Annotated in this window: 14 protein-coding genes; 1 reads left to right on the top strand and 13 read right to left on the bottom strand. The window is 71.5% G+C overall.

Translation table 11 applies throughout. The features are described 5' to 3' along the window. Positions 1-42: 42 nt before the first annotated feature. The 11 genes from D458_RS0113580 to D458_RS0113630 all read right to left on the bottom strand — a co-directional run bounded on the left by D458_RS0113580 (position 43) and on the right by D458_RS0113630 (position 14844). Entirely contained in the window at positions 43-771 is a 729-nt protein-coding gene (locus tag D458_RS0113580; protein ID WP_017587299.1) for a YggS family pyridoxal phosphate-dependent enzyme, read from the bottom strand. Between the two features lie 128 nt (positions 772-899). Further along, positions 900-1619 carry a peptidoglycan editing factor PgeF gene (gene pgeF / locus D458_RS0113585; RefSeq protein WP_017587300.1) on the bottom strand — a complete coding sequence of 240 codons (720 nt, stop codon included), beginning with the start codon at positions 1617-1619 and terminating at the stop codon, positions 900-902. A gap of 139 nt (positions 1620-1758) precedes the next feature. Continuing rightward, entirely contained in the window at positions 1759-3240 is a 1482-nt protein-coding gene (gene ftsZ / locus D458_RS0113590) for a cell division protein FtsZ (protein WP_017587301.1), read from the bottom strand. Positions 3241-3737: 497 nt separating this feature from the next. After that, the gene (locus D458_RS0113595) at positions 3738-4490 is read right to left on the bottom strand and encodes a cell division protein FtsQ/DivIB (RefSeq protein WP_017587302.1); all 753 of its coding nucleotides are present in this window, start codon (positions 4488-4490) and stop codon (positions 3738-3740) included. 12 nt (positions 4491-4502) lie between these two features. Beyond that, positions 4503-5966: a UDP-N-acetylmuramate--L-alanine ligase gene (gene murC / locus D458_RS0113600; RefSeq protein WP_017587303.1), complete on the bottom strand. Its 1464-nt coding sequence runs from the start codon at positions 5964-5966 to the stop codon at positions 4503-4505. Next, a complete protein-coding gene (gene murG / locus D458_RS0113605) occupies positions 5963-7123 on the bottom strand; it encodes an undecaprenyldiphospho-muramoylpentapeptide beta-N-acetylglucosaminyltransferase (protein WP_017587304.1) in 1161 nt (386 codons plus the stop codon). The genes murC and murG overlap by 4 nt, the downstream gene beginning before the upstream one ends. After that, entirely contained in the window at positions 7120-8562 is a 1443-nt protein-coding gene (gene ftsW, locus D458_RS0113610; RefSeq protein ID WP_026119278.1) for a putative lipid II flippase FtsW, read from the bottom strand. Before ftsW ends, murG begins: the two co-directional genes overlap by 4 nt. A 227-nt stretch (positions 8563-8789) precedes the next feature. Beyond that, entirely contained in the window at positions 8790-10259 is a 1470-nt protein-coding gene (gene murD / locus D458_RS0113615; RefSeq protein ID WP_017587306.1) for a UDP-N-acetylmuramoyl-L-alanine--D-glutamate ligase, read from the bottom strand. A 4-nt stretch (positions 10260-10263) separates the two neighbouring features. Further along, positions 10264-11337 (bottom strand): phospho-N-acetylmuramoyl-pentapeptide-transferase, encoded by a 1074-nt coding sequence (gene mraY, locus D458_RS0113620; protein WP_017587307.1) that lies wholly within the window; start codon positions 11335-11337, stop codon positions 10264-10266. Continuing rightward, positions 11334-12782, bottom strand: coding sequence for a UDP-N-acetylmuramoyl-tripeptide--D-alanyl-D-alanine ligase (locus tag D458_RS0113625; protein ID WP_017587308.1), 1449 nt, complete (start codon positions 12780-12782; stop codon positions 11334-11336). The genes mraY and D458_RS0113625 overlap by 4 nt, the downstream gene beginning before the upstream one ends. A gap of 394 nt (positions 12783-13176) precedes the next feature. Continuing rightward, complete coding sequence (locus tag D458_RS0113630) at positions 13177-14844, bottom strand: UDP-N-acetylmuramoyl-L-alanyl-D-glutamate--2,6-diaminopimelate ligase (RefSeq protein ID WP_017587309.1); 1668 nt, start codon at positions 14842-14844, stop codon at positions 13177-13179. A gap of 147 nt (positions 14845-14991) precedes the next feature. On the opposite strand from D458_RS0113630, the gene mmuM reads away from it, so the two are divergent. Further along, entirely contained in the window at positions 14992-15897 is a 906-nt protein-coding gene (gene mmuM, locus D458_RS0113635; protein ID WP_017587310.1) for a homocysteine S-methyltransferase, read from the top strand. Between the two features lie 54 nt (positions 15898-15951). On the opposite strand, the gene D458_RS0113640 is transcribed toward mmuM, so the two are convergent. Both D458_RS0113640 and D458_RS36985 read right to left on the bottom strand, forming a co-directional pair. Continuing rightward, a complete protein-coding gene (locus tag D458_RS0113640; RefSeq protein ID WP_040702387.1) occupies positions 15952-17967 on the bottom strand; it encodes a peptidoglycan D,D-transpeptidase FtsI family protein in 2016 nt (671 codons plus the stop codon). Beyond that, positions 17964-18431, bottom strand: a complete 468-nt coding sequence (locus D458_RS36985) for a hypothetical protein (protein WP_017587312.1) — start codon at positions 18429-18431, stop codon at positions 17964-17966. Before D458_RS36985 ends, D458_RS0113640 begins: the two co-directional genes overlap by 4 nt. Positions 18432-18437 lie beyond the last annotated feature (6 nt).

Consider the following 18437-nt stretch of genomic DNA (forward strand, 5'->3'; position numbering starts at 1 on the left):
GGGCGAACGCCACAGACAGGCCCCAAGGTCTATGTGGGGACATTACCCCACGATCGGTCCCCGAGCGCCGAGCAACGCCGTACCGAGTCGCAGGTGTGTCGCGCCTCGCCCGACCGCGGCTTCGAGGTCCCCGCTCATCCCCGCGGAGATCACTGTTGCCTGAGGGTAGCGATCCCGGATCCGCCCCGCCACCTGGTAAAGCCGGGCGAAGGCCGCGTCCGGGTCGCCCCCGAGGGGGGCTACCGCCATGACACCGCCGAGTGTGAGCGCCTCGTGTTCGGCGATGCGCTCGGCGAGCCCGGGTGCGTCGCCGGGATCCACGCCGCCGCGCGGTCCGATGACCCCGGCCCTCGAGTCGGTGTCCAGGTTGACCTGTACCAGACAGGTCAGACGCCTGCCCGCCGCGGCGGCCCGGTCCCCCAGCGCCCGCGCCAGTTTGGCACGGTCGACCGAGTGCACCACGTCCGCGTAGGAGGCCACCGAACGGGCCTTGTTGGTCTGGAGCTGACCGACGAAGTGCCAGGTCAAAGCGATGTCAGAGGTTTCCGCTGCCTTCGGCGCCGCCTCCTGGTCGCGGTTCTCGCCGACGTCGGTGACACCGAGAGAGGCGAGAATGCGCACATCACTGGCCGGATAGGTCTTGGTCACTCCGATCAGTGACACCTCCGAGGGATCGCGGTCGGCCCTGGCGCAGGCCGCCTCGATCCTGGCCCGCGCGGCCGTCAGGTTGGCGCGGATCTGCTCGGTGCGCGCGGGGTCGGTCTGTGACACGGGTGTTCCTTCTGCTGTGGGACTGCTGTGGATCTGAGGTGCGGCACGGCGGGGGCCGCCAGGGGGACACACGTGACCGGAAGTGGCCCCGGAGGTTCCGAGGGCTCCGGAGTCGAGGTGCTCCGGGGTCACACGCGCCAGAGGAAGGAGGCGAACCGTCCCGTGGGCGCGTCCCCGCGGTGGGAGAAGAGCTCGGGGCTCTCCAGGGTGCAGCGGCCGTCAGCGGTGATGTCGGTGACTCCGGAACGGCGCAGCTGGGCCGTGACCGCGGCGACCATGTCCACGCCGGTGGTGCCCTGCCGGGTGGTGGAGGCCGCTTCGGGGGTGCGCTCGGCCGTCTCGGCCTGCAGCCGCGGCGGGACCTCGTAGCATCCGCCGCAGATGGCCGGGCCGAGGAAGACGGTGATGCGGTCGGGGCGGGCGCCCTGGGCGACCATCGTGTCGACCAGGTTGGCGGCCACCCCGTGCGCGGTGCCCAGACGTCCCGAGTGGGCCGCTCCCAGCACACCGGCTCCGGAGTCGGCGGCCAGCACGGGCAGGCAGTCCGCGGCCATCGAGGCCAGGACCAGGTCCGGCCGGGTGGTGACCACCCCGTCGCAGGTGCCGACCCCGCCGGGCTCGGTGGCCACGAGCACGTCGGCGCTGTGGACCTGGTTCATCCACACGACCTTCTCGACGTCGAACCCGAGTTCCTGGGCCGCGCGTACGCGGTTGGCGGTGACCGCCTCGCGGGTGTCACCCGTCCCCAACCCGAGGTTGAGCGAGTCGAACGGCGACCGGCTCACGCCGCCCTTGCGTTCGGTGACGGCGGCACGGACACCGTGCCCCAGGTCGATGATGTTGCCCATCGGCGCGACGCGGACCTTCCCTCTGCCCCGTGGGAGCACCGGACGGCTGGTCTGCCGGGCTGCTCCTCCGGGGGCGGCGACGGCCCCGCCACAAGGGTCGGGGCCGCTGACACGTCGATGGTACCGGGATGGTGAGGGACTACTTCAGGAACTCCGGCACGTCCAGGTCGTCGGGGTCGTCGAAGATGACCCGGCGGCGGGGCGTGGGAACCTCACCCCGGCGGTCCGAGGCGTCCGAGACCGCGTGGATGTGACTCGGCTGGGCTTCCTGCTCCGGCTCGGGCTCGGGCGCGTGCTCCTCGACCGGGGCCGCCTGCTGCTGCGGCTCCTGGGCGACCGGCTCGGGCTCGCTGTGGGAGACCGGGTAGCCGTTGCCCTCGACCTGGCCGTTCTGGGCCGTGGCCTGGACCTGCTGGGGCTCCTGGCGGACCGGTTCCTGGGTCACCGCGGGCTGGACCGGCGGCATGGTGGGCCGGGGCGCCTCCTGGACGGGCTCGGCCGGACGGGACGGAGCGATCCACGGCATGCTGGTGGCCGGCGCCCCGCTCGCGTCCGCGGCGGACGGCGTCGCCTTGGCCGGCGAACCCTCCCTGCCGGACGTGATGCCTGCCGTGGGGGCGACGGCCTCAGGAGGGTCCACCGGCTGGCGCTCCCGCACCACCGGGCCGGTGACCTCCGGTTCGTCGAAGCCGGCCGCGATCACGGTGACCCGCACCTCGTCGCCCAGGGCGTCGTCGATGACGGCACCGAAGATGATGTTGGCCTCGGGCGCCGCGGAGTTGGCGACCAGCTGCGCCGCCTCGTTGATCTCGAACAGTCCGAGGTCGGAGCCGCCCTGGATGGACAGCAGCACTCCGTGCGCACCGTCGATACTGGCTTCGAGCAGTGGCGAGGAGATCGCCAGTTCGGCCGCTGCCACGGCCCTGTCGTCCCCTCGTGCCGATCCGATCCCCATCAGCGCCGATCCCGCCCCGGACATGACCGACTTGACGTCGGCGAAGTCCAGGTTGATCAGGCCCGGCGTGGTGATCAGGTCGGTGATGCCCTGAACACCGGAGAGCAGGACCTGGTCGGCCGCCTTGAAGGCGTCCAGCACACTGACCTGGCGGTCCGAGATGGACAGCAGGCGGTCGTTGGGGATGACGATGAGGGTGTCGACCTCCTCGCGGAGCATCGCTATCCCCGACTCGGCCTGGGTCGCCCGCCGTTTGCCCTCGAAACCGAAGGGACGGGTGACCACACCGATGGTGAGCGCCCCGAGGGAGCGGGCGATGTTGGCGACGACCGGGGCTCCTCCGGTGCCGGTGCCGCCGCCCTCTCCGGCCGTGACGAAGACCATGTCGGCCCCCTTGAGGACCTCCTCGATCTCCTCACGGTGGTCTTCGGCGGCCTTTCGGCCGACATCGGGGTTGGCGCCTGCGCCAAGGCCACGGGTGAGCTCGCGGCCGACGTCGAGCTTGACGTCCGCGTCGCTCATCAGCAGCGCTTGGGCGTCGGTGTTGATCGCGATGAACTCGACGCCCTTGAGCCCCTCTTCGATCATTCGGTTGACGGCGTTGACACCGCCGCCGCCGATGCCGACGACTTTGATGACCGCGAGGTAGTTCTGCGGTGCTGCCACGACGAGGGGCCTTTCCGCTCGCATACGCCGTTCCGTCTTCGCGTGTGCTGGCTGTGGCCAGCAGGTGCGCCGGCGGTCCGGCATCCGGTTCTACAGTGTGCGTTTCGGGTGTTCCCGACCAGCGCCCGTGCGGGGCTGTCTGTGGGGGACCCGGGGCGGCCGAATACCGTTCTCCGTTTGCCGGGCCGACCCTCGGGTCGGCCTCGACCCGCTCCGCGAAGCGGGAAAAACAGTTCCTGCGTACCCCTGAAAGCGTGTTTTACTGCGTTGTTGACGGTGGTTGTGCTTCCCGACAGTAAGCGGACCGCCGGGTACGAGCAACCGATGACAGCTTCAGCCTAACGGCGTATAACGCAAGGAAGCGAAGTGCGCACTCGGCGCGTCGCGTCTGGAATGTCCTCGCGGTGCATCGGTTCGGGGAGCTCCGGACCCACTTGTACCCGGAAGAGGCCCTTGCCCCACCTCTTCCGCCCGCAGCCCGTTCCTTGGCGCGCCCTTCACCTGACGATGGCCAAGTCGGGGGATCCGACGTCGTAGACGCGCCCCTCCTCGGGCGGATGCTCGCGCATCAGCACGCGCAGGACGTCGCTCTTGTCAGCCGTGTTGTGCGCGTCGCCCCACTCCACGAAGGAGCCGTCACCGAGTTCGACGGTGATCTCTTCGGTGTCGGTGGCGTCGATGAGCTGTATCTGGGCGATGAGGGAGTCCGGGGCCTCCTCGACGATGTCCGCCGCGGCCCGGACCGCCCCGTTGCCCTCGATCTCCCCGGTGACCCGGACCAGCGGATGTGTGCCGGGCCGGGTCGGGGAGTCCTCGATCCGCACTCCGTCCCCGTCGACGAGCCGGTACTCCTCCCCCACCCGGATGGCGAGCAGGGGACGCCGCTCGACCACCTCCACCCTGAGGGTGGCGGGCCAGCCGCGGGTCACCTTCGCGGACTCGACCAGGTCGAGGCTCTCGGCGCGGTCGCGGCTGTGGTCCAGGTCCACCCGTATCAACGGGGTACCCGTGTCCACGGCCACGGCCGCGACGACCTCCTCCTGCGACACCCGGTCCAGACCGGTCACGGCGACGTCGCGCACCACGAGCAGGCGGGAGCCGAGCAGCACCCACGTGACCACGCAGACCAGTGAGACGACGAGCAGAACCGCGAAGGCGACCTTCCAGGGGTCCGAGCCGGCGCGTGCCGCGGTCGCGGCCCCCGGCCCGCCCCCCGTCGTGGTCTTCGCCCTGTGCCGGTCAGCGGCCACGTGTGTGCCTCTCTAGCTGGTGTGTGCGGCGTCGGCGGCCCGCGCCAGCTCCTCCACGATCAGCGGTCCCAGCTCGGTGATGTCACCGGCGCCCATGGTGAGAACGATGTCCCCGGGGCGGGCCAGCTCCGCCACCCGGTGCACGGCCTCCTCGCGGTCCGGTACGTACCGGACCCGGTCGTGGGAGACCTTGGAGGTGATGAGCTCTCCGGTGACCCCGGGCTCGGGGTCCTCCCGGGCCGCGTAGACCGCCATCACCACGACCTCGTCGGCCAGGCTCAGGGCGGTCGCGAACTCCTCGGCGAAGATGCGGGTCCTGCTGTACAGGTGCGGCTGGAACAGGGCGACGACCCGCCCTTCGGGGATCTCCTCCCCATTATCCGCCGCGTCCTCGGAGAAGGAGCGCAACGCGGCGCGCGTGGCGCGCAGGTCGGCGTCGATCTCGGTGGGGTGGTGAGCGTAGCTGTCGTAGACACCCACCCCGTTGCCCTCGCCCTTGAGCTCGAAGCGGCGGGCGGCCCCGGCGAAGTCCGCGATGCCCTCCACCGCGACCTCCAGGTCGTGGCCGAGCTCGTCGGCGACCGCGACCGCGGCGGCGGCGTTCAGGACGTTGTGGCGGCCGGGGACGGCCAGGGTGCCGTCGATCGGCTCTCCAGCGGCGGTGGTGAGCGTGAACTCGGTGGTGAAGCCGCGGGCGCGGACCCGGGTGATCCGGTAGTCGGCGTCCTCGGCCTCGCCGTAGGTGAGCACCTTCTTGCCGCGCTCACGGGCGAGTTCGGCGACGGTGCGGGCACCGGGGTCGTCGATCCCGACGATCAGGGTGCGCTCGACCCGGTCGACGAAGTCCGCGAAGTTGGCGTGGATCTCGTCGATGCCGCTGTAGTTGTCGAGGTGGTCGGCCTCGACGTTGGTGACCACGGCGATCTTGGGCGAGAGCATCAGGAAGGACCCGTCGCTCTCGTCCGCCTCCACCGCGATGACCTCGCCGATCCCGGCGTCGGCGCCCAGGCCGGTGGTGACCAGCTTGCCGCCGATCACGTAGCCGGGGTCGACGCCCAGGTGCTGCAGGACCACGGTGACCATGGAGGTCGTGGTGGTCTTGCCGTGGGTTCCGGAGACCGCGATGCCCTCGCGGCCCAGCAGGAGGGCGCCCAGGGCGGCGGCGCGGGGCAGGATGCGGATGCCGCGGGCGCGGGCCTCGACGAGCTCGGGGTTGTCCTCGCGGATCGCGGAGGAGACCACGAGCGTCTCGGCCTTGCCCAGGTTCTCGGCGGCGTGGCCGACGAAGACCTGCGCGCCCATCTGCTCGAGTTCGCGCAGGGTGTCGCTGTCGCGGGCGTCACTGCCGGAGACCTCGGCACCGGACTGCAGCAGCACACGGGCGATACCGGACATGCCGGCCCCGCCCAGGCCGATGAAGTGGGTGCGGCCGAGTTCGTCGACGGGGACCGGGTCGGTCGGCTGGACCAGGCTCATCGTGCGTCCTTCCCGTCGTCGTAGAAAGCGTCGTCGTGGTCGTCGTCGGGCAGGGGTAGTTCAGGGGTGGGCTTGTCGCCCCGGGCGATCGCCATGACCTCGCGGGCCAGCTCGGCGTCGGCGTCGCGGCGGCCCATCCGGGCGGCCGCCTCCGACATGGACACGACACGGTCGGTGTCGGTGAGCAGCGGGATGAGCTGGCCGGTGATCCACTCGACCGAGACGTCGGCGTTGTTGACCATCAGGCCGCCGCCCGCCTGGACGATCGGCTGGGCGTTCAGGGACTGCTCGCCGTTGCCGATGGCCAGCGGCACGAAGGCGCCGGGCAGGCCCACCGCGGTGAGTTCGGCGCAGGTCATCGCCCCGGAGCGGCACATCGCCACGTCGGCGGCGGCGTAGGCCATGTCCATGCGGTCCACGTAGGGGACCGCGACGTAGGGGATGCCGTCCTGGGTGAGGTCCTGGGGTTCGTCGGCGTTCTTGGGGCCGACGACGTGCAGGACCTGCACACCCGCGTCACGGAAGGCCGCGGCGGCGTTGAAGGCGGTCTCGTTGAGGCGCTGGGCGCCCTGGGAGCCGCCGAAGATCAGCAGGGTCGGCAGGTCGGGGCGCAGGCCGAAGTAGGCGCGGGCCTTGTCTCCCATGGCCAGCCGGTCCAGCGAGGTGATCTGCTGGCGCAGGGGGATGCCGATGAAGCGGCCGTTGCGGATCTGGGCGTGGGGGTGGCCGGTGAACACGTGCGGGGTCATCCGCGCGCCGAGTCGGTTGGCCAGTCCCGGGAGGGGGTTGGCCTCGTGCACCACGATGGGGATCTTGCGCCGCCGGGCCGCGAGGTAGCCGGGGGTGGCCACGTAGCCGCCGAAGCCGACGATGACGTCGGCCTGGAGCTTGTCCAGGTGTTCACCCGCGGCGCTGAGCGCGCTCGCGAGCTTGCCGGGGACCGTGAGCAGCTGCGGAGTGAGCCGGCGCGGCAGGGGAACCGCCGGGATCAGGCCCAGTTCGTAGCCGCGCATGGGGACGAGCCGGGTTTCCAGGCCGCGTTCCGTTCCCAGGCAGAGGATCTCCGTGTTGGGGTCGATGCGCCGGAGCGCGTCCGCAAGGGAGAGTGCGGGCTCGATATGCCCGGCCGTGCCGCCTCCGGCTAGGGCTACCCTCATCGTCGCCTATTCCTCCTTGGCCGGTCACCAGCCGGTACCGGTCCGCTCTTGTTCTTGGCCGTGGTCTTGACACCCGCCTTGGCGCCGCGGTTCTCCGACTTGCGCGGAGCGCGCGGCGTGGTGGTGCGCTTGGAGGCCGTCGAACCGCTCCGATTCCGGACGGAAGCGACGATGTTCTCCAGGCCAAGCCAGCTTAGAGCCCTTTGGGCCCAACTGGGACCCCGAGCGGCCAGGGCCTTCTGTGCCTGGGGCTCGCTGCGGGCGATGGCGAGCAGCACCCCGAGCGCGATCATCGTGGGGATGAGCGCCGACCCGCCGTAGGAGACGAGCGGCAGCGGGATACCGGTGACCGGCACCAGACCGATGACGGCGGCGATGTTGATCATGGACTGGCCGATGATCCAGGTCACGATGGCGAAGGCGGCCAGCCGCGAGAAGGGGTCCTTGACGCGGAAGGCGACGCGCAGCCCGGCGTAGCCGAGCATGCCGAACAGGCCGAGCACCAGCAGGGTGCCGATGAGACCGAACTCCTCGCCGATGATGGCGAAGATGAAGTCGGACTCGGCGAAGGGGAGGAACCCCCACTTCTCCCGGCTGGCGCCGATGCCGACCCCGAAGATCCCGCCGGTGCCCAGGGCGTAGAGGCCGTGCAGGGACTGGAAGCCGGAGCCGGACGGGTCCGCACCGGGGTCCAGGAAGGCGGTGATGCGGGCCATACGGAAGGGCTCGATCGCGATGACGATCGCGGCCAGACCCAGGACCAGGCCGAACATGGCCACGAAGAGCCGCCCGGGAGCGCCCGCGACCCACAGCAGGCCGAGGAAGACCAGCAGCAGGACCAGGGTGGTGGACAGGTCCGAGCCCAGCAGGACGAGCAGCACGAGCAGACCGCAACCGGGCAGCAGCGGGATGAGCAGGTGCCGCCACTCGGTGAGCTCCTTGAGCTCCTCCTTGCGGGCCAGGATGTTGGCGCCCCACAGGGCGAAGGCGATCTTGGCGGGCTCGGAGGGCTGGATGCGCAGACCGCCGATCTCCAGCCAGCGGATCGCGCCGTTGACCTCGGTGCCCTGGAAGGCCGTGAGCAGCAGCAGCGCCACGGAGAGGATCATCGCCGGGTAGCCGACCATGCGGAAGACCCACAGCGGCGTCTGGGAGGCGATCACCATGAGCGGCAGACCGATCACCGCCGAGACCAGCTGGCGCTGGAACACGGAGAAGGCCGAGCCGGTCTCGGTGATGGAGTTGACCATCGTCGAGGACAGCACCATCACCAGTCCCAGGGCGATGAGCATCACCCCGGTACTGAGGATCAGGTAGTAGGAGGTGAGGGGTCGGTCCAGGGACCGGGCCCACTCACGCCAGAGCGCTCTTTCGCGCCCGCCAGCCGCCGTGCGTGCCCGGGAACGGGGCACCCCGGGAACCGTTGTCGTCGCCGCCATCCACACCCTCCGCACGATTCGCGCCTCAATACTTGCGTACCGGCGGGTCGGGAACCGTGGACATTTCCCGCGTGTTGGCCATCTTTGGCGTCACACGGGGTGTCGCACCGCACAAGAAGGGCCGCCCGCACACCCTTGGTGACGTGCGGACGACCCTTGGTGACCAGAAGGGGTCGGCGGTCCGGCGGAGCCGGCCGTTCGGGAGAACGGCGGCTCCCCGTGTCCGCTCAGCCCAGGCGGTGGACCGCGTCGGCGAAGAGGCGGCCCCGCTCGGGGTAGTTCGTGAACATGTCCATGGAGGCGGCGGCCGGGGCCAGCAGCACCGTGTCGCCCTCCTCGGCCAGGGCCGCCGCCCGGGAGACCACCGCGTCCATGACGGTGTGCCCGGCGGGGGCGTCGGGCTCGGGGCCCTCGACCTCCACCACCGGGACCTCCGGGGCGTGCTCGGCCAGGGCCTCGCGGATGCGCTCCCGGTCGGCGCCGATCAGCACCGCGCCGCGCAGGCGGCGGGCCGCACCGGCCACGAGGTCGTCGACCTCGGCGCCCTTGAGCAGGCCGCCCGCGATCCACACCACCGAGGCGTAGGAGTTCAGGGAGGCCGCCGCGGCGTGCGGGTTGGTGGCCTTGGAGTCGTCCACGTAGTCCACGCCCGCGACCGAGGCCACGTGCGCGATGCGGTGGGGTTCGGGCACGAAGGCGGCCAGGCCGGCCTTGACCGAGGCCGGGGCGACCCCCACGGAGCGGGCCAGGGCGGCGGCGGCCAGGGCGTTGGCGACGTTGTGCGGCGCCGCCGGGCGCACGTCGCCCAGCGTGGCGAGCTCCTCGGCGCTGCTGTGCGGCTCGGCCACGAAGGCCCGGTCCACCAGCAGGTCCTCGACCACACCGAACTCACCGGCGCGGGGCGTGTCCAGGCGCAGACCCACCACGGGGGTGTGCGGGTCGCCCTCCTCCTCGGCCAGGCGGGTGGACCAGGCGTCGGCGGTGTTGACCACGCGGATGGTGCCGCGGGCGAACACGCGGCCCTTGGCGCGGGCGTAGGGCTCCAGCCCGCCGTGCCAGTCCAGGTGGTCCGAGGCGATGTTGAGGACGGTGGCGGCGTGCGGGCGGACGCTGCTGGACCAGTGCAGCTGGAAGCTGGAGAGCTCCACGGCCAGGATGTCGTGGACGTGGCCGTCGGCGTCGGGGAGGACGGCGTCCACGATCGGGGTGCCGACGTTGCCGACGGCGAGCGCGTCACGGCCGTCCGCGAGCAGGATGGACTCCAGCATGCGCACGGTGGTGGTCTTGCCGTTGGTACCGGTGATGGCGAGCCACACCTGGTCGGCGGGTTTGAGCCGCCAGGCCAGCTCCACGTCTCCGATGACCTCGACCCCGGCCTCCGCGGCGCGGACCAGGAGCGGGGAGTCGGGGCGCCAGCCGGGTGAGGTGACCACGAGGTCGCAGTCCTCGGGCAGCGGGGTGTCGCCCAGGACGACCTCGGCTCCGGCCTCGGTCAGGGCGGCGGCCACCGGACGGGTGGTGTCGTCGTCGCGTCCGTCGACGACGACCACCCGGGCACCCCGGGCCAGGAGAGCCCTGGCGACGGGGGGCCCGGAGACACCCAGACCGGCGACGCAGACCAGCGCGCCCGCGAAGGGGTTGTCGTCCCCTGCGGGCGCGGCGGCGTGGGACCTGTCGGAAGGATGGTGGTGCGGCATGCCTCTAGCTTGGCATCCATTCCAGGTAGAAGAGTCCGATGGCGACCGCCATGAACAGGCCCTGGATGATCCAGAACCGGATGACGATGGTGGTCTCGGCCCAGCCCTTGAGTTCGAAGTGGTGCTGGAGCGGTGCCATGCGGAACACCCGTTTGCCGGTGAGGCGGAACGAGGTGATCTGGATCATCACGGACAGGGTGATGATGACGAACAGACCACCGATGATCAGCAGCAGGAGCTGGGTGCGGGTGGTGATGGCCAGGCCCACGATGAGGCCGCCCAGGGCCAGCGAACCGGTGTCGCCCATGAAGATCTTCGCGGGCGGGGCGTTGAACCACAGGAAGCCGATGCACGAGCCGAGCACCGCGGAGGCCACCACGGCCAGGTCCAGGGGGTCGCGGACCGTGTAGCAGCTGGAGGTGAGGGCCTCCACGCAGGACTGGCGCAGCTGCCAGTTGCCGATGATCACGTAGGCGGCCAGCGACAGGATGACCGCGCCGGTGGCGAGGCCGTCCAGGCCGTCGGTGAGGTTGACCGCGTTGGAGAAGCCGACGATGAGGAAGAGCGCCCAGATGACGAACACGCCGATCATCAGCGGCGGCCCGAAGTCACGGAGGAAGGACAGCTGGGGGGCTGCCGGGGTGTAGCCGTACCCGTTGGGGAACTGGGTGACGCCGTAGGCGAAGCCGACGCCGACGACGGCCTGGCCGACCATCTTCGCGCCGCTGCGCAGGCCCAGGCTGCGGCGCTTGTAGATCTTGATGAAGTCGTCGAGGAAGCCGACACAGCCCATGCCGACGAACAGGAACATCACCAGCAGGCCGGAGGCCGTGGGCCCGGAGGCGGTCGGCTGGATCAGCCACAGCACCAGGTGGGAGGCGAAGTAGCCGACCACCGCGCCGAGGATGATGACGATGCCGCCCATGGTGGGCGTGCCCTGCTTGGTCTTGTGGCCCTCGGGGCCGTCGTCGCGGACCTCCTGGCCGAACTTGAACCGGTACAGGAGCTTGATGAGCGGCGGCATCAGCACCATCGAGATGATCAGCGAGAACGCCGCCGCTATGGTGATGCCGATCACTGGACATCACCCTTGGTGATGAGGTCGATAACCCTTTCGAGCGCAGCCACGCGCGATCCCTTCACAATGACAACGTCTCCTGTGCGCATCCGTTCGCGCACCGCGTCGGCTGCCGCCTCCGCGTCGGGAACCCGGATGCTCTCACCGCGCCACCGCCCCTGCTGGGCGGCGCGTTCGGCGCCGACGGCGATTCCCTCGGCCGCCGGGCCGACCACGACCAGGTGGGCCACACCCGTCTCGGCGGCCAGCTCACCCACGCTCTCGTGTTCGGCGTGGCCGTCGTCGCCGAGCTCGGCCATGTGGGCCAGCACGGCGATGGACCGACGGTCCCGGGCGAGCGCGCCCAGGGTGGTCAGCGCCGCCCGCACCGACTCGGGGTTGGCGTTGTAGGCGTCGTTGACGAAGGTGACACCGAGGTGTTCGGTGACCTCCATCCGCCAACGGCTGACCGGGGTCGCCGCGCCGAGGGCCGCGGCGATGTCTTCGATGTCCATGCCGAGGTCGTCGGCGACGGCCGCGGCCGCCAGCGCGTTGCTGACCTGGTGGGCTCCGACCAACCCCAGCCGGACCCGGGCCGTGCGGCCGCGCAGGTTCAGGGTGAAGGACGGAGCGCCGTCGGTCTCCAGGACGACGTCGGTGGCACGCACCTGAGCGTCCTCGGCGGTGCCGTAGAGCACCACACGGGCGTCGGTGCGGGAGTTCATGGCACGCACGAGCGGGTCGTCGGCGTTCAGGACGGCCACGCCGCCCTCGCCGCGCCGGTCACTGCCGGACGGCAGGGACTCGACGAGCTCGCCCTTGGCCCTGGCGATGGCTTCCCGGCCGCCGAACTCACCCATGTGGGCGCTGCCGACGTTGAGGACGACACCGATCCGGGGCGGGGCCACGCGGCACAGGTGGGCGATGTGCCCGATCCCGCGGGCCGCGACCTCCAGCACCAGGTTCTTGGTGCCGGTGTCGGCGCGGAGCACCGTGAGCGGGTGACCGATCTCGTTGTTGAACGAACCGGCGGGGGCGACGGTGGGTCCCGTGCCGCTGACGACCTGGGCGATGAGGTCCTTGGTGGTGGTCTTCCCGGAGGAGCCGGTGACCCCCACGACCTCGGCCGCGGCCGTCCCGCGCGCCGGATCGCTGAGCTCCTGGGCCACGTACCGGGCCAGCCGGGCCAGGGCCGCCACGACCTCGTCGTCGCCGCCGTCCACCAGCAGGTGGGGGGCCTCGACCGGGCGTGAGGCCAGGACCGCGGTCGCACCGGCGGCGACGGCGGACCCGGCGAAGTCGTGACCGTCGACCCGTTCACCGCTCAGGGCGACGAAGAGCGCACCTGGCGCCACCTGTCGCGAGTCGATGACAACGGGGCCGTCGACGACGGCGTCGGGGCGCGCTGATCCGCCGATGGCGGTTTGGGTGATCTCAGCGATCCGATCGAGCGTGAGCGCGATCAAATCCACTCCTCATGTCAGGCCCGGCCCACGGCGCCCCAGGGGCATTGGCCACCCGGCCTCGGGTTCGGGTCAGGGGATGGCACCGCGGATACCGTGCGCGCGATGCCGCGCCGGGCTTCACCACGGTGACCGGTCCGAACCGGGCCGTGGGCGCCACCGTGGGCGGCACGTGTCGGGCTGCGATTGCCGGACCTACCTTAGAACATGTTGGGGTGTCTGGGGTCCCGGCGGGGCCCTGCGCAGAGCAATATGCTCCACTTCGTGATCGACGGCGGCCCCGGCGCCGGTGATCCGTGCACGTCGGCGGCGCGCACACCACCGGGACGCGGCCCGAGGCCGCGTCCCGGAAAGCGGACGGCACCTCGCGCGGCGCGTCCCGGGTGTGTCGCGCTCGTCAGCCCTGTTCGGGAGCCCGGTGGACGTCCTGAAGGGCGTTGCCGAGCCGTTCGCTGGCCCGGGTGCGCAGCGCGTCCTCGATGGCGCTCCGCAGGACCTCGCGGTCGTCGAAGGGCAGGACCTCGCCCTTGACGTACTGACCGGTCTCGTGGCCCTTGCCCGCGACCACGACCACGTCGCCGGGACCGGTCCGGTGCACGCCCAGACCGATCGCCTCGGCCCGGTCGAACTCCACGGTGACGCGTGCCCGCTGCTCCTCGGGGACCTTGGCCACGCCCTCCAGCATCGAGGTGGCGATGGTGACGGGGTCCTCGGTGCGCGGGTTGTCGTTGGTGATGATCAGCTGGTCGGCCAGGCGCGCGGCGGCCTCGCCCATCAGCGGACGCTTGGCCCGGTCGCGGTCGCCACCGCAGCCGACCACCATGGTGACCTGGCCGTCCGTGGTCTCCCGCAGAGCGCTCAGCACGGCCTCGATGGCCCCGGGCTTGTGCGAGTAGTCCACCAGGGCGGCGAAGTCCTGGAACCCGGAGGAGGTACCGCTGATCTCCACCGACTCCATCCGGCCCGGAACACCGGGGGCCGCGGCCACACCGGCGATCGCGGTCTCCAGGGGGATCCCGGCCTCGACGAGGCCGACGACGGCCGCCATGGCGTTGGAGACGTTGAACGGTCCGGGCAGCGCCACGGAGGCCCTCGCCTCCATCCCCCCGGGGCCGACGATGCGGAAGCTGCTCCCGGTGGCGCCCAGTTCGACGTCCACGGCCTTCCAGTCGGCCTCCATGCCGTTCTCCGGACCGGCGTCCGAACCGCCCTCCACGGCGAAGGTGGTCACGGGGACCACCCCGCGCCCCTGGACCATGTCCACCAGGGCCCGGCCGAAGCGGTCGTCGGTGTTGACCACCGCGATGTCGCAGTACTCGGGGGTGAACAGGAGCGCCTTCGTGTCGAAGTAGTCGCGCAGGTCCGAGTGGAAGTCCAGGTGGTCCTGGGACAGGTTGGTGAAGATCGCGACGTCGTAGCGCGTACCTCCCACACGGCCCAGGGCCAGGGCGTGGCTGGAGACCTCCATCGCCGCCGCCGTGGTGCCGCGCTCACGCATGACCGCGAACAACCCGTGCAGGTCGGTGGCCTCGGGCGTGGTGAGGGAGGAGGCGACCCGCTCGTCGCCGACCCGCATCTCCACGGTACCGACCAGGCCGGTGCTCATCCCGGCCTGGCGCATGCCGGACTCGATCAGGTAGGTGATCGTGGTCTTGCCGCTCGTACCGGTGGTACCGACCAGAAGCAGGTCCTGGGCGGGGTCGCCGTAGACCCAGGCCGCCGCCGTGCCCAGTGCGGCGCGCGCGTCGGGCACGACCACGACGGGCAGACCGGTCTCGGCCGCGCGGTCGGCGCCCGCGGCGTCGGTCAGGATCGCGGCGGCCTCGGCGTCGGCCACCTGCTGTGAGAAGTCGGCGCCGTGCGCGCGGGTCCCGGGCAGGGCCGCGTACAGGTCGCCCTGCCGGACCTTGCGCGAGTCGTGGGTGATACCGCGGACATGGATCTCCCGGTCGGGCATGTCCGCTGGACGGTCCGCGCTGAGGTCGGGGCGCAGAAGGGTGGTGTCCGGCCCGAGCAGCGCTGCGAGGGCGGACAGTGGACGGAGTTTGGTGTGTTCAGGTCGCATTACCGGTGGCACGAGTGGAGGTTAACGGCTGTGGAGGACCTGTCGGTAATTTCCACGCTGCGTTGTCGGCTGTTTTCGATGACGGGCCCTCCCGGGGTCGACATCCAGATTACGCGTGATACTGGAGCCGGAGGAGGTGCCACCACCATGAGCAAGGCACTCGTACTGGACGGCGGCCTGGCCACACGCCTGGAGGCCTACGGGCGCGACCTCGGCGGCGGTCTCTGGTCGGCCCGTCTCCTCGCCGAGGAACCCGGGCTCGTCTCCCGGGTGCACCGCGACTACTTCGAGGCCGGCGCCGACGTCGCCATCACCGCCGCCTACCAGGCCAGCGTCCCCGCCTTCACCCGGCGCGGCTACTCCCGAACCGAGGCCCTCGGCTTCCTCACCCGCTCCGTGGAACTCGCCCTGGCCGAACGCGACGCCTTCGGCTCCGGCCTCGTGGCCGCCGGCGTGGGCCCCTACGGCGCCGCCCTCGCGGACGGCTCGGAGTACACCGGCGCCTACGGCCTCACCGAGGACGAGCTGTACGCCTGGCACCGCGAGCGCTGGCAGGTCCTCACCTCCGCCGGGGCCGACCTGGTCGCCTGTGAGACCCTGCCCTCACTCCCCGAGGCCCGAGCCCTGGCCCGCCTCCTGGAGGAGACCCCGGGGGCCCGCGCGTGGTTCAGCTTCTCCTGCTCGGACGCCGCGCACATCAGCGACGGCACCCCGCTGCGCGACGTCGCCGCCGAACTCGCGCCCCTGCACCGGAGCGGCCGCGTCCTCGCGGTCGGCGTGAACTGCGTGCCGCCCCGGCACGTCCCGTCGCTGCTCCGCGAGGTCGCGTCCGCGGGCCTGCCGTCCGTCGCCTACCCGAACTCCGGCGAGACCTGGGACGCCACCACCCAGCGGTGGACCGGCACCGGCGACCCCCGGGGCTTCGGGGAGGCCGCCGCCGAATGGCACGCGGACGGCGCGGTGTTCGTCGGGGGCTGCTGCCGCACCGGCCCCGAACACGTCCGCGCCGTCCGCGCCCGTCTGGACTCGCTCCCCCAGGGGAGCGGTGAGTGAGGTCCCCGGCCCAGGGCCGGGACCCCGCCCCCGCGGCCCCTCCCGGGGGCCGGGTCAGCCGTCGCTGTCCTCCTCGTCCTCGTCCTCGAAGAGGCGGATGGCCGGGGGTTCGGTGTCCGTCGGCGGGACCTTCATGGTCTTGAGGGCGAAGGACATGATGTCGTTGAACACCGGACCCGCCGCCTCGCCGCCGTAGTAGGTCTCCTTCGGGTTGTGCAGGACCACCTGGACGATGAGCTCCGGGTCGTCCGCCGGGGCGAAGCCCGCGAAGGTCGCGGTGTAGACGCCCTCGTTGTAGGCCCCGGTCTCGGGATCGAGGCGGTTGGCGGTACCGGTCTTGCCGGCCACCCGGTAACCGTCGATCCGGGCCTGCGGGGCGGTGCCCTCGTCTCCCGTGACGGCCTCCAGCATCAGGGCGAGCTGCTCGGCGGTCTCCTCACTGACCACCCGCGTCTTCTCGGGCTCCTCGGACGGGGTGAACTCACCCTCCGGGTCGACCGTGCCGGCGACCAGCCGGGGTTCCACCCGGACCCCTCCGTTGGCCACCGTGGCGTAGACCAGGGCCATCTGGGTGGCGTTCACCGAGAGCCCGTGCCCGATGGACACCGACGGCAGCTGGGTGCCCCACCAGTCGTCGGGGTCGGTGAGGATGCCCGCCTCCTCCCCCGGCAGCGCCAGGCCGGTCGGCTGGCCGAGCCCGAAGTCCTTCATGAAGTCGTACAGGGTCCCGCGGCCCACCTCGTCGGCGATCTTGATCGTGCCGACGTTGCTGGACTGGGCCATGATCCCGTTGACCGTCAACCGCTGCGTGCCGTTGTTGGTGGAGTTGCGGAAGGTCCGGTCGTAGTACTGGAGGGAGTAGGGCACGGTGTACACCGTCTCCGGGGTCGTGAGCCCCTCCTCCAGCGCCGCGGCGAGGGTGATCACCTTGTTGGTGCTGCCCGGCTCGAAGGTCTCGGCCACCGCCCCGTTGGACCACTGCTCGGACCCGGTGGCGCCGATGTCGTTCGGCGAGTAGGACGGGTAGTCCGCCATCGCGAGGATCTCGTGGTCGGTGTTGGTGACGACGACGCTGCCGCCCTCGGCGTCCAGCTCCTCCACCCGTTCGGCCAGAGCCTGCTGGGCGTACCACTGGAGGTCGCGGTCCAGGGTCAGGCGCACGTCCTGTCCGGGTTCGGGTTCACGCACCAGACCGCCGGCCATGGGGATCTGGGTACCGTCCATGCCCACCTCGACCTGGCGCTTGCCGGCCTCACCGGCGAGGGTCGAGTCGAGGTAGCCCTCCAACCCCTCCAGACCGTGGCCTTCGGAACCCACGAAACCGATCAGGTCGGCGGCTCCGGTCTCCTCGGGGTAGACACGCTCGTAGTCGACCTCGGCGCCCACCCCGGAGAGGCCGAGGTCGCGCATGTCCTGCCAGTCGTCGGGCGAGACCTCGGTGGCCACCACCTGGTAGCGGCTGGGGGCGGCGTCGACCTTGGCCTCGACCTCGTCCTGCTCCAGACCGAAGCGGGTGACCAGTTCCGTCACGAGCTGGTCGCGTTCCTCCTCCTTGACCTCCTCGGGGTCGACGAAGACGTTGCGGACCTCCACCGACAACGCGAAGGGGTTGCCCTCGGCGTCGGTGATCTGGCCGCGCAGGGTCGGGATGTCGATGGTCTGCAGGCGCAGGTTGGCGGCGGCCTCCGCGTAGGCGTCGGCCTCCACCCCCTGGATCTGGGTGAGCCGCCCGGCGAAGAGCACCAGGATGACGACGATGATGGCCCCGCCGATCTTGATGCGCCGGCCCGGGTCACCCGGCCGGAAGGTGCGGCGCAGCAACGGCGGTGGAGGCGGGGGCGCCGAGCCCCTGCGACGGGGCCGCTCGCCCCCTCTGCGTACTTCGCGCGCCGCGCTCCCCCGGCTCGCGCCCGCCGCGCCGGAACGCGTGCGGGACCCCGCCCCGCCGCCGGTCCCGCCGCCGGGGCGGCGGGGTTCGCGTTCGGGTCGCTTGCTGGGCCGGGACCCGGGGCGTCCTGCGGCTCCGGGTCTGCGGGGGTCACGGGGGCGTCGGTCCCGGGGGTTGCTCACTCACCGCTCCCAGCGTTTCCGGTGGAGTCACCGCTGTCCCCGGTGATCTCACCCTTGTCCAGGTCCAGGAAGAGCGGGGCCTCCCCCTGTTCCATCCCCATCTCCTCGGCCTCGTTCGCGATGCGATCGGAGGTCTCCTTCTCGGCCACGGACTTCTCCAACTGCTGTTCCACGTAGGACAGCTCGCGGTTCTCCGACTGGAGGCTGGTGATGGTGTAGGCCTCCTGGGCGACGACGCTGCGCAGCACCAGCAGGGCCACCAGCGCGCCGCCGAGCAGGCACAGGATGAGCAGGACGAACGGAATCTTCGGCGCGGTCCCGGTACCGCCGGGGCGGGTGGTGCGCGTGGTCGCCGCAGGACGCGCGGGCCGTGGGGACGCCACCGGGCGCTTGGCGGCCCCGGTACGCCTCGTGGTCGTGGCCCGCCCCTTCGTTGTGCGGCGGGTGTCCGTCTTCGTGCCCATCTGCTC

Source organism: Nocardiopsis ganjiahuensis DSM 45031 (genome assembly GCF_000341085.1).
Taxonomy (GTDB): domain Bacteria; phylum Actinomycetota; class Actinomycetes; order Streptosporangiales; family Streptosporangiaceae; genus Nocardiopsis; species Nocardiopsis ganjiahuensis.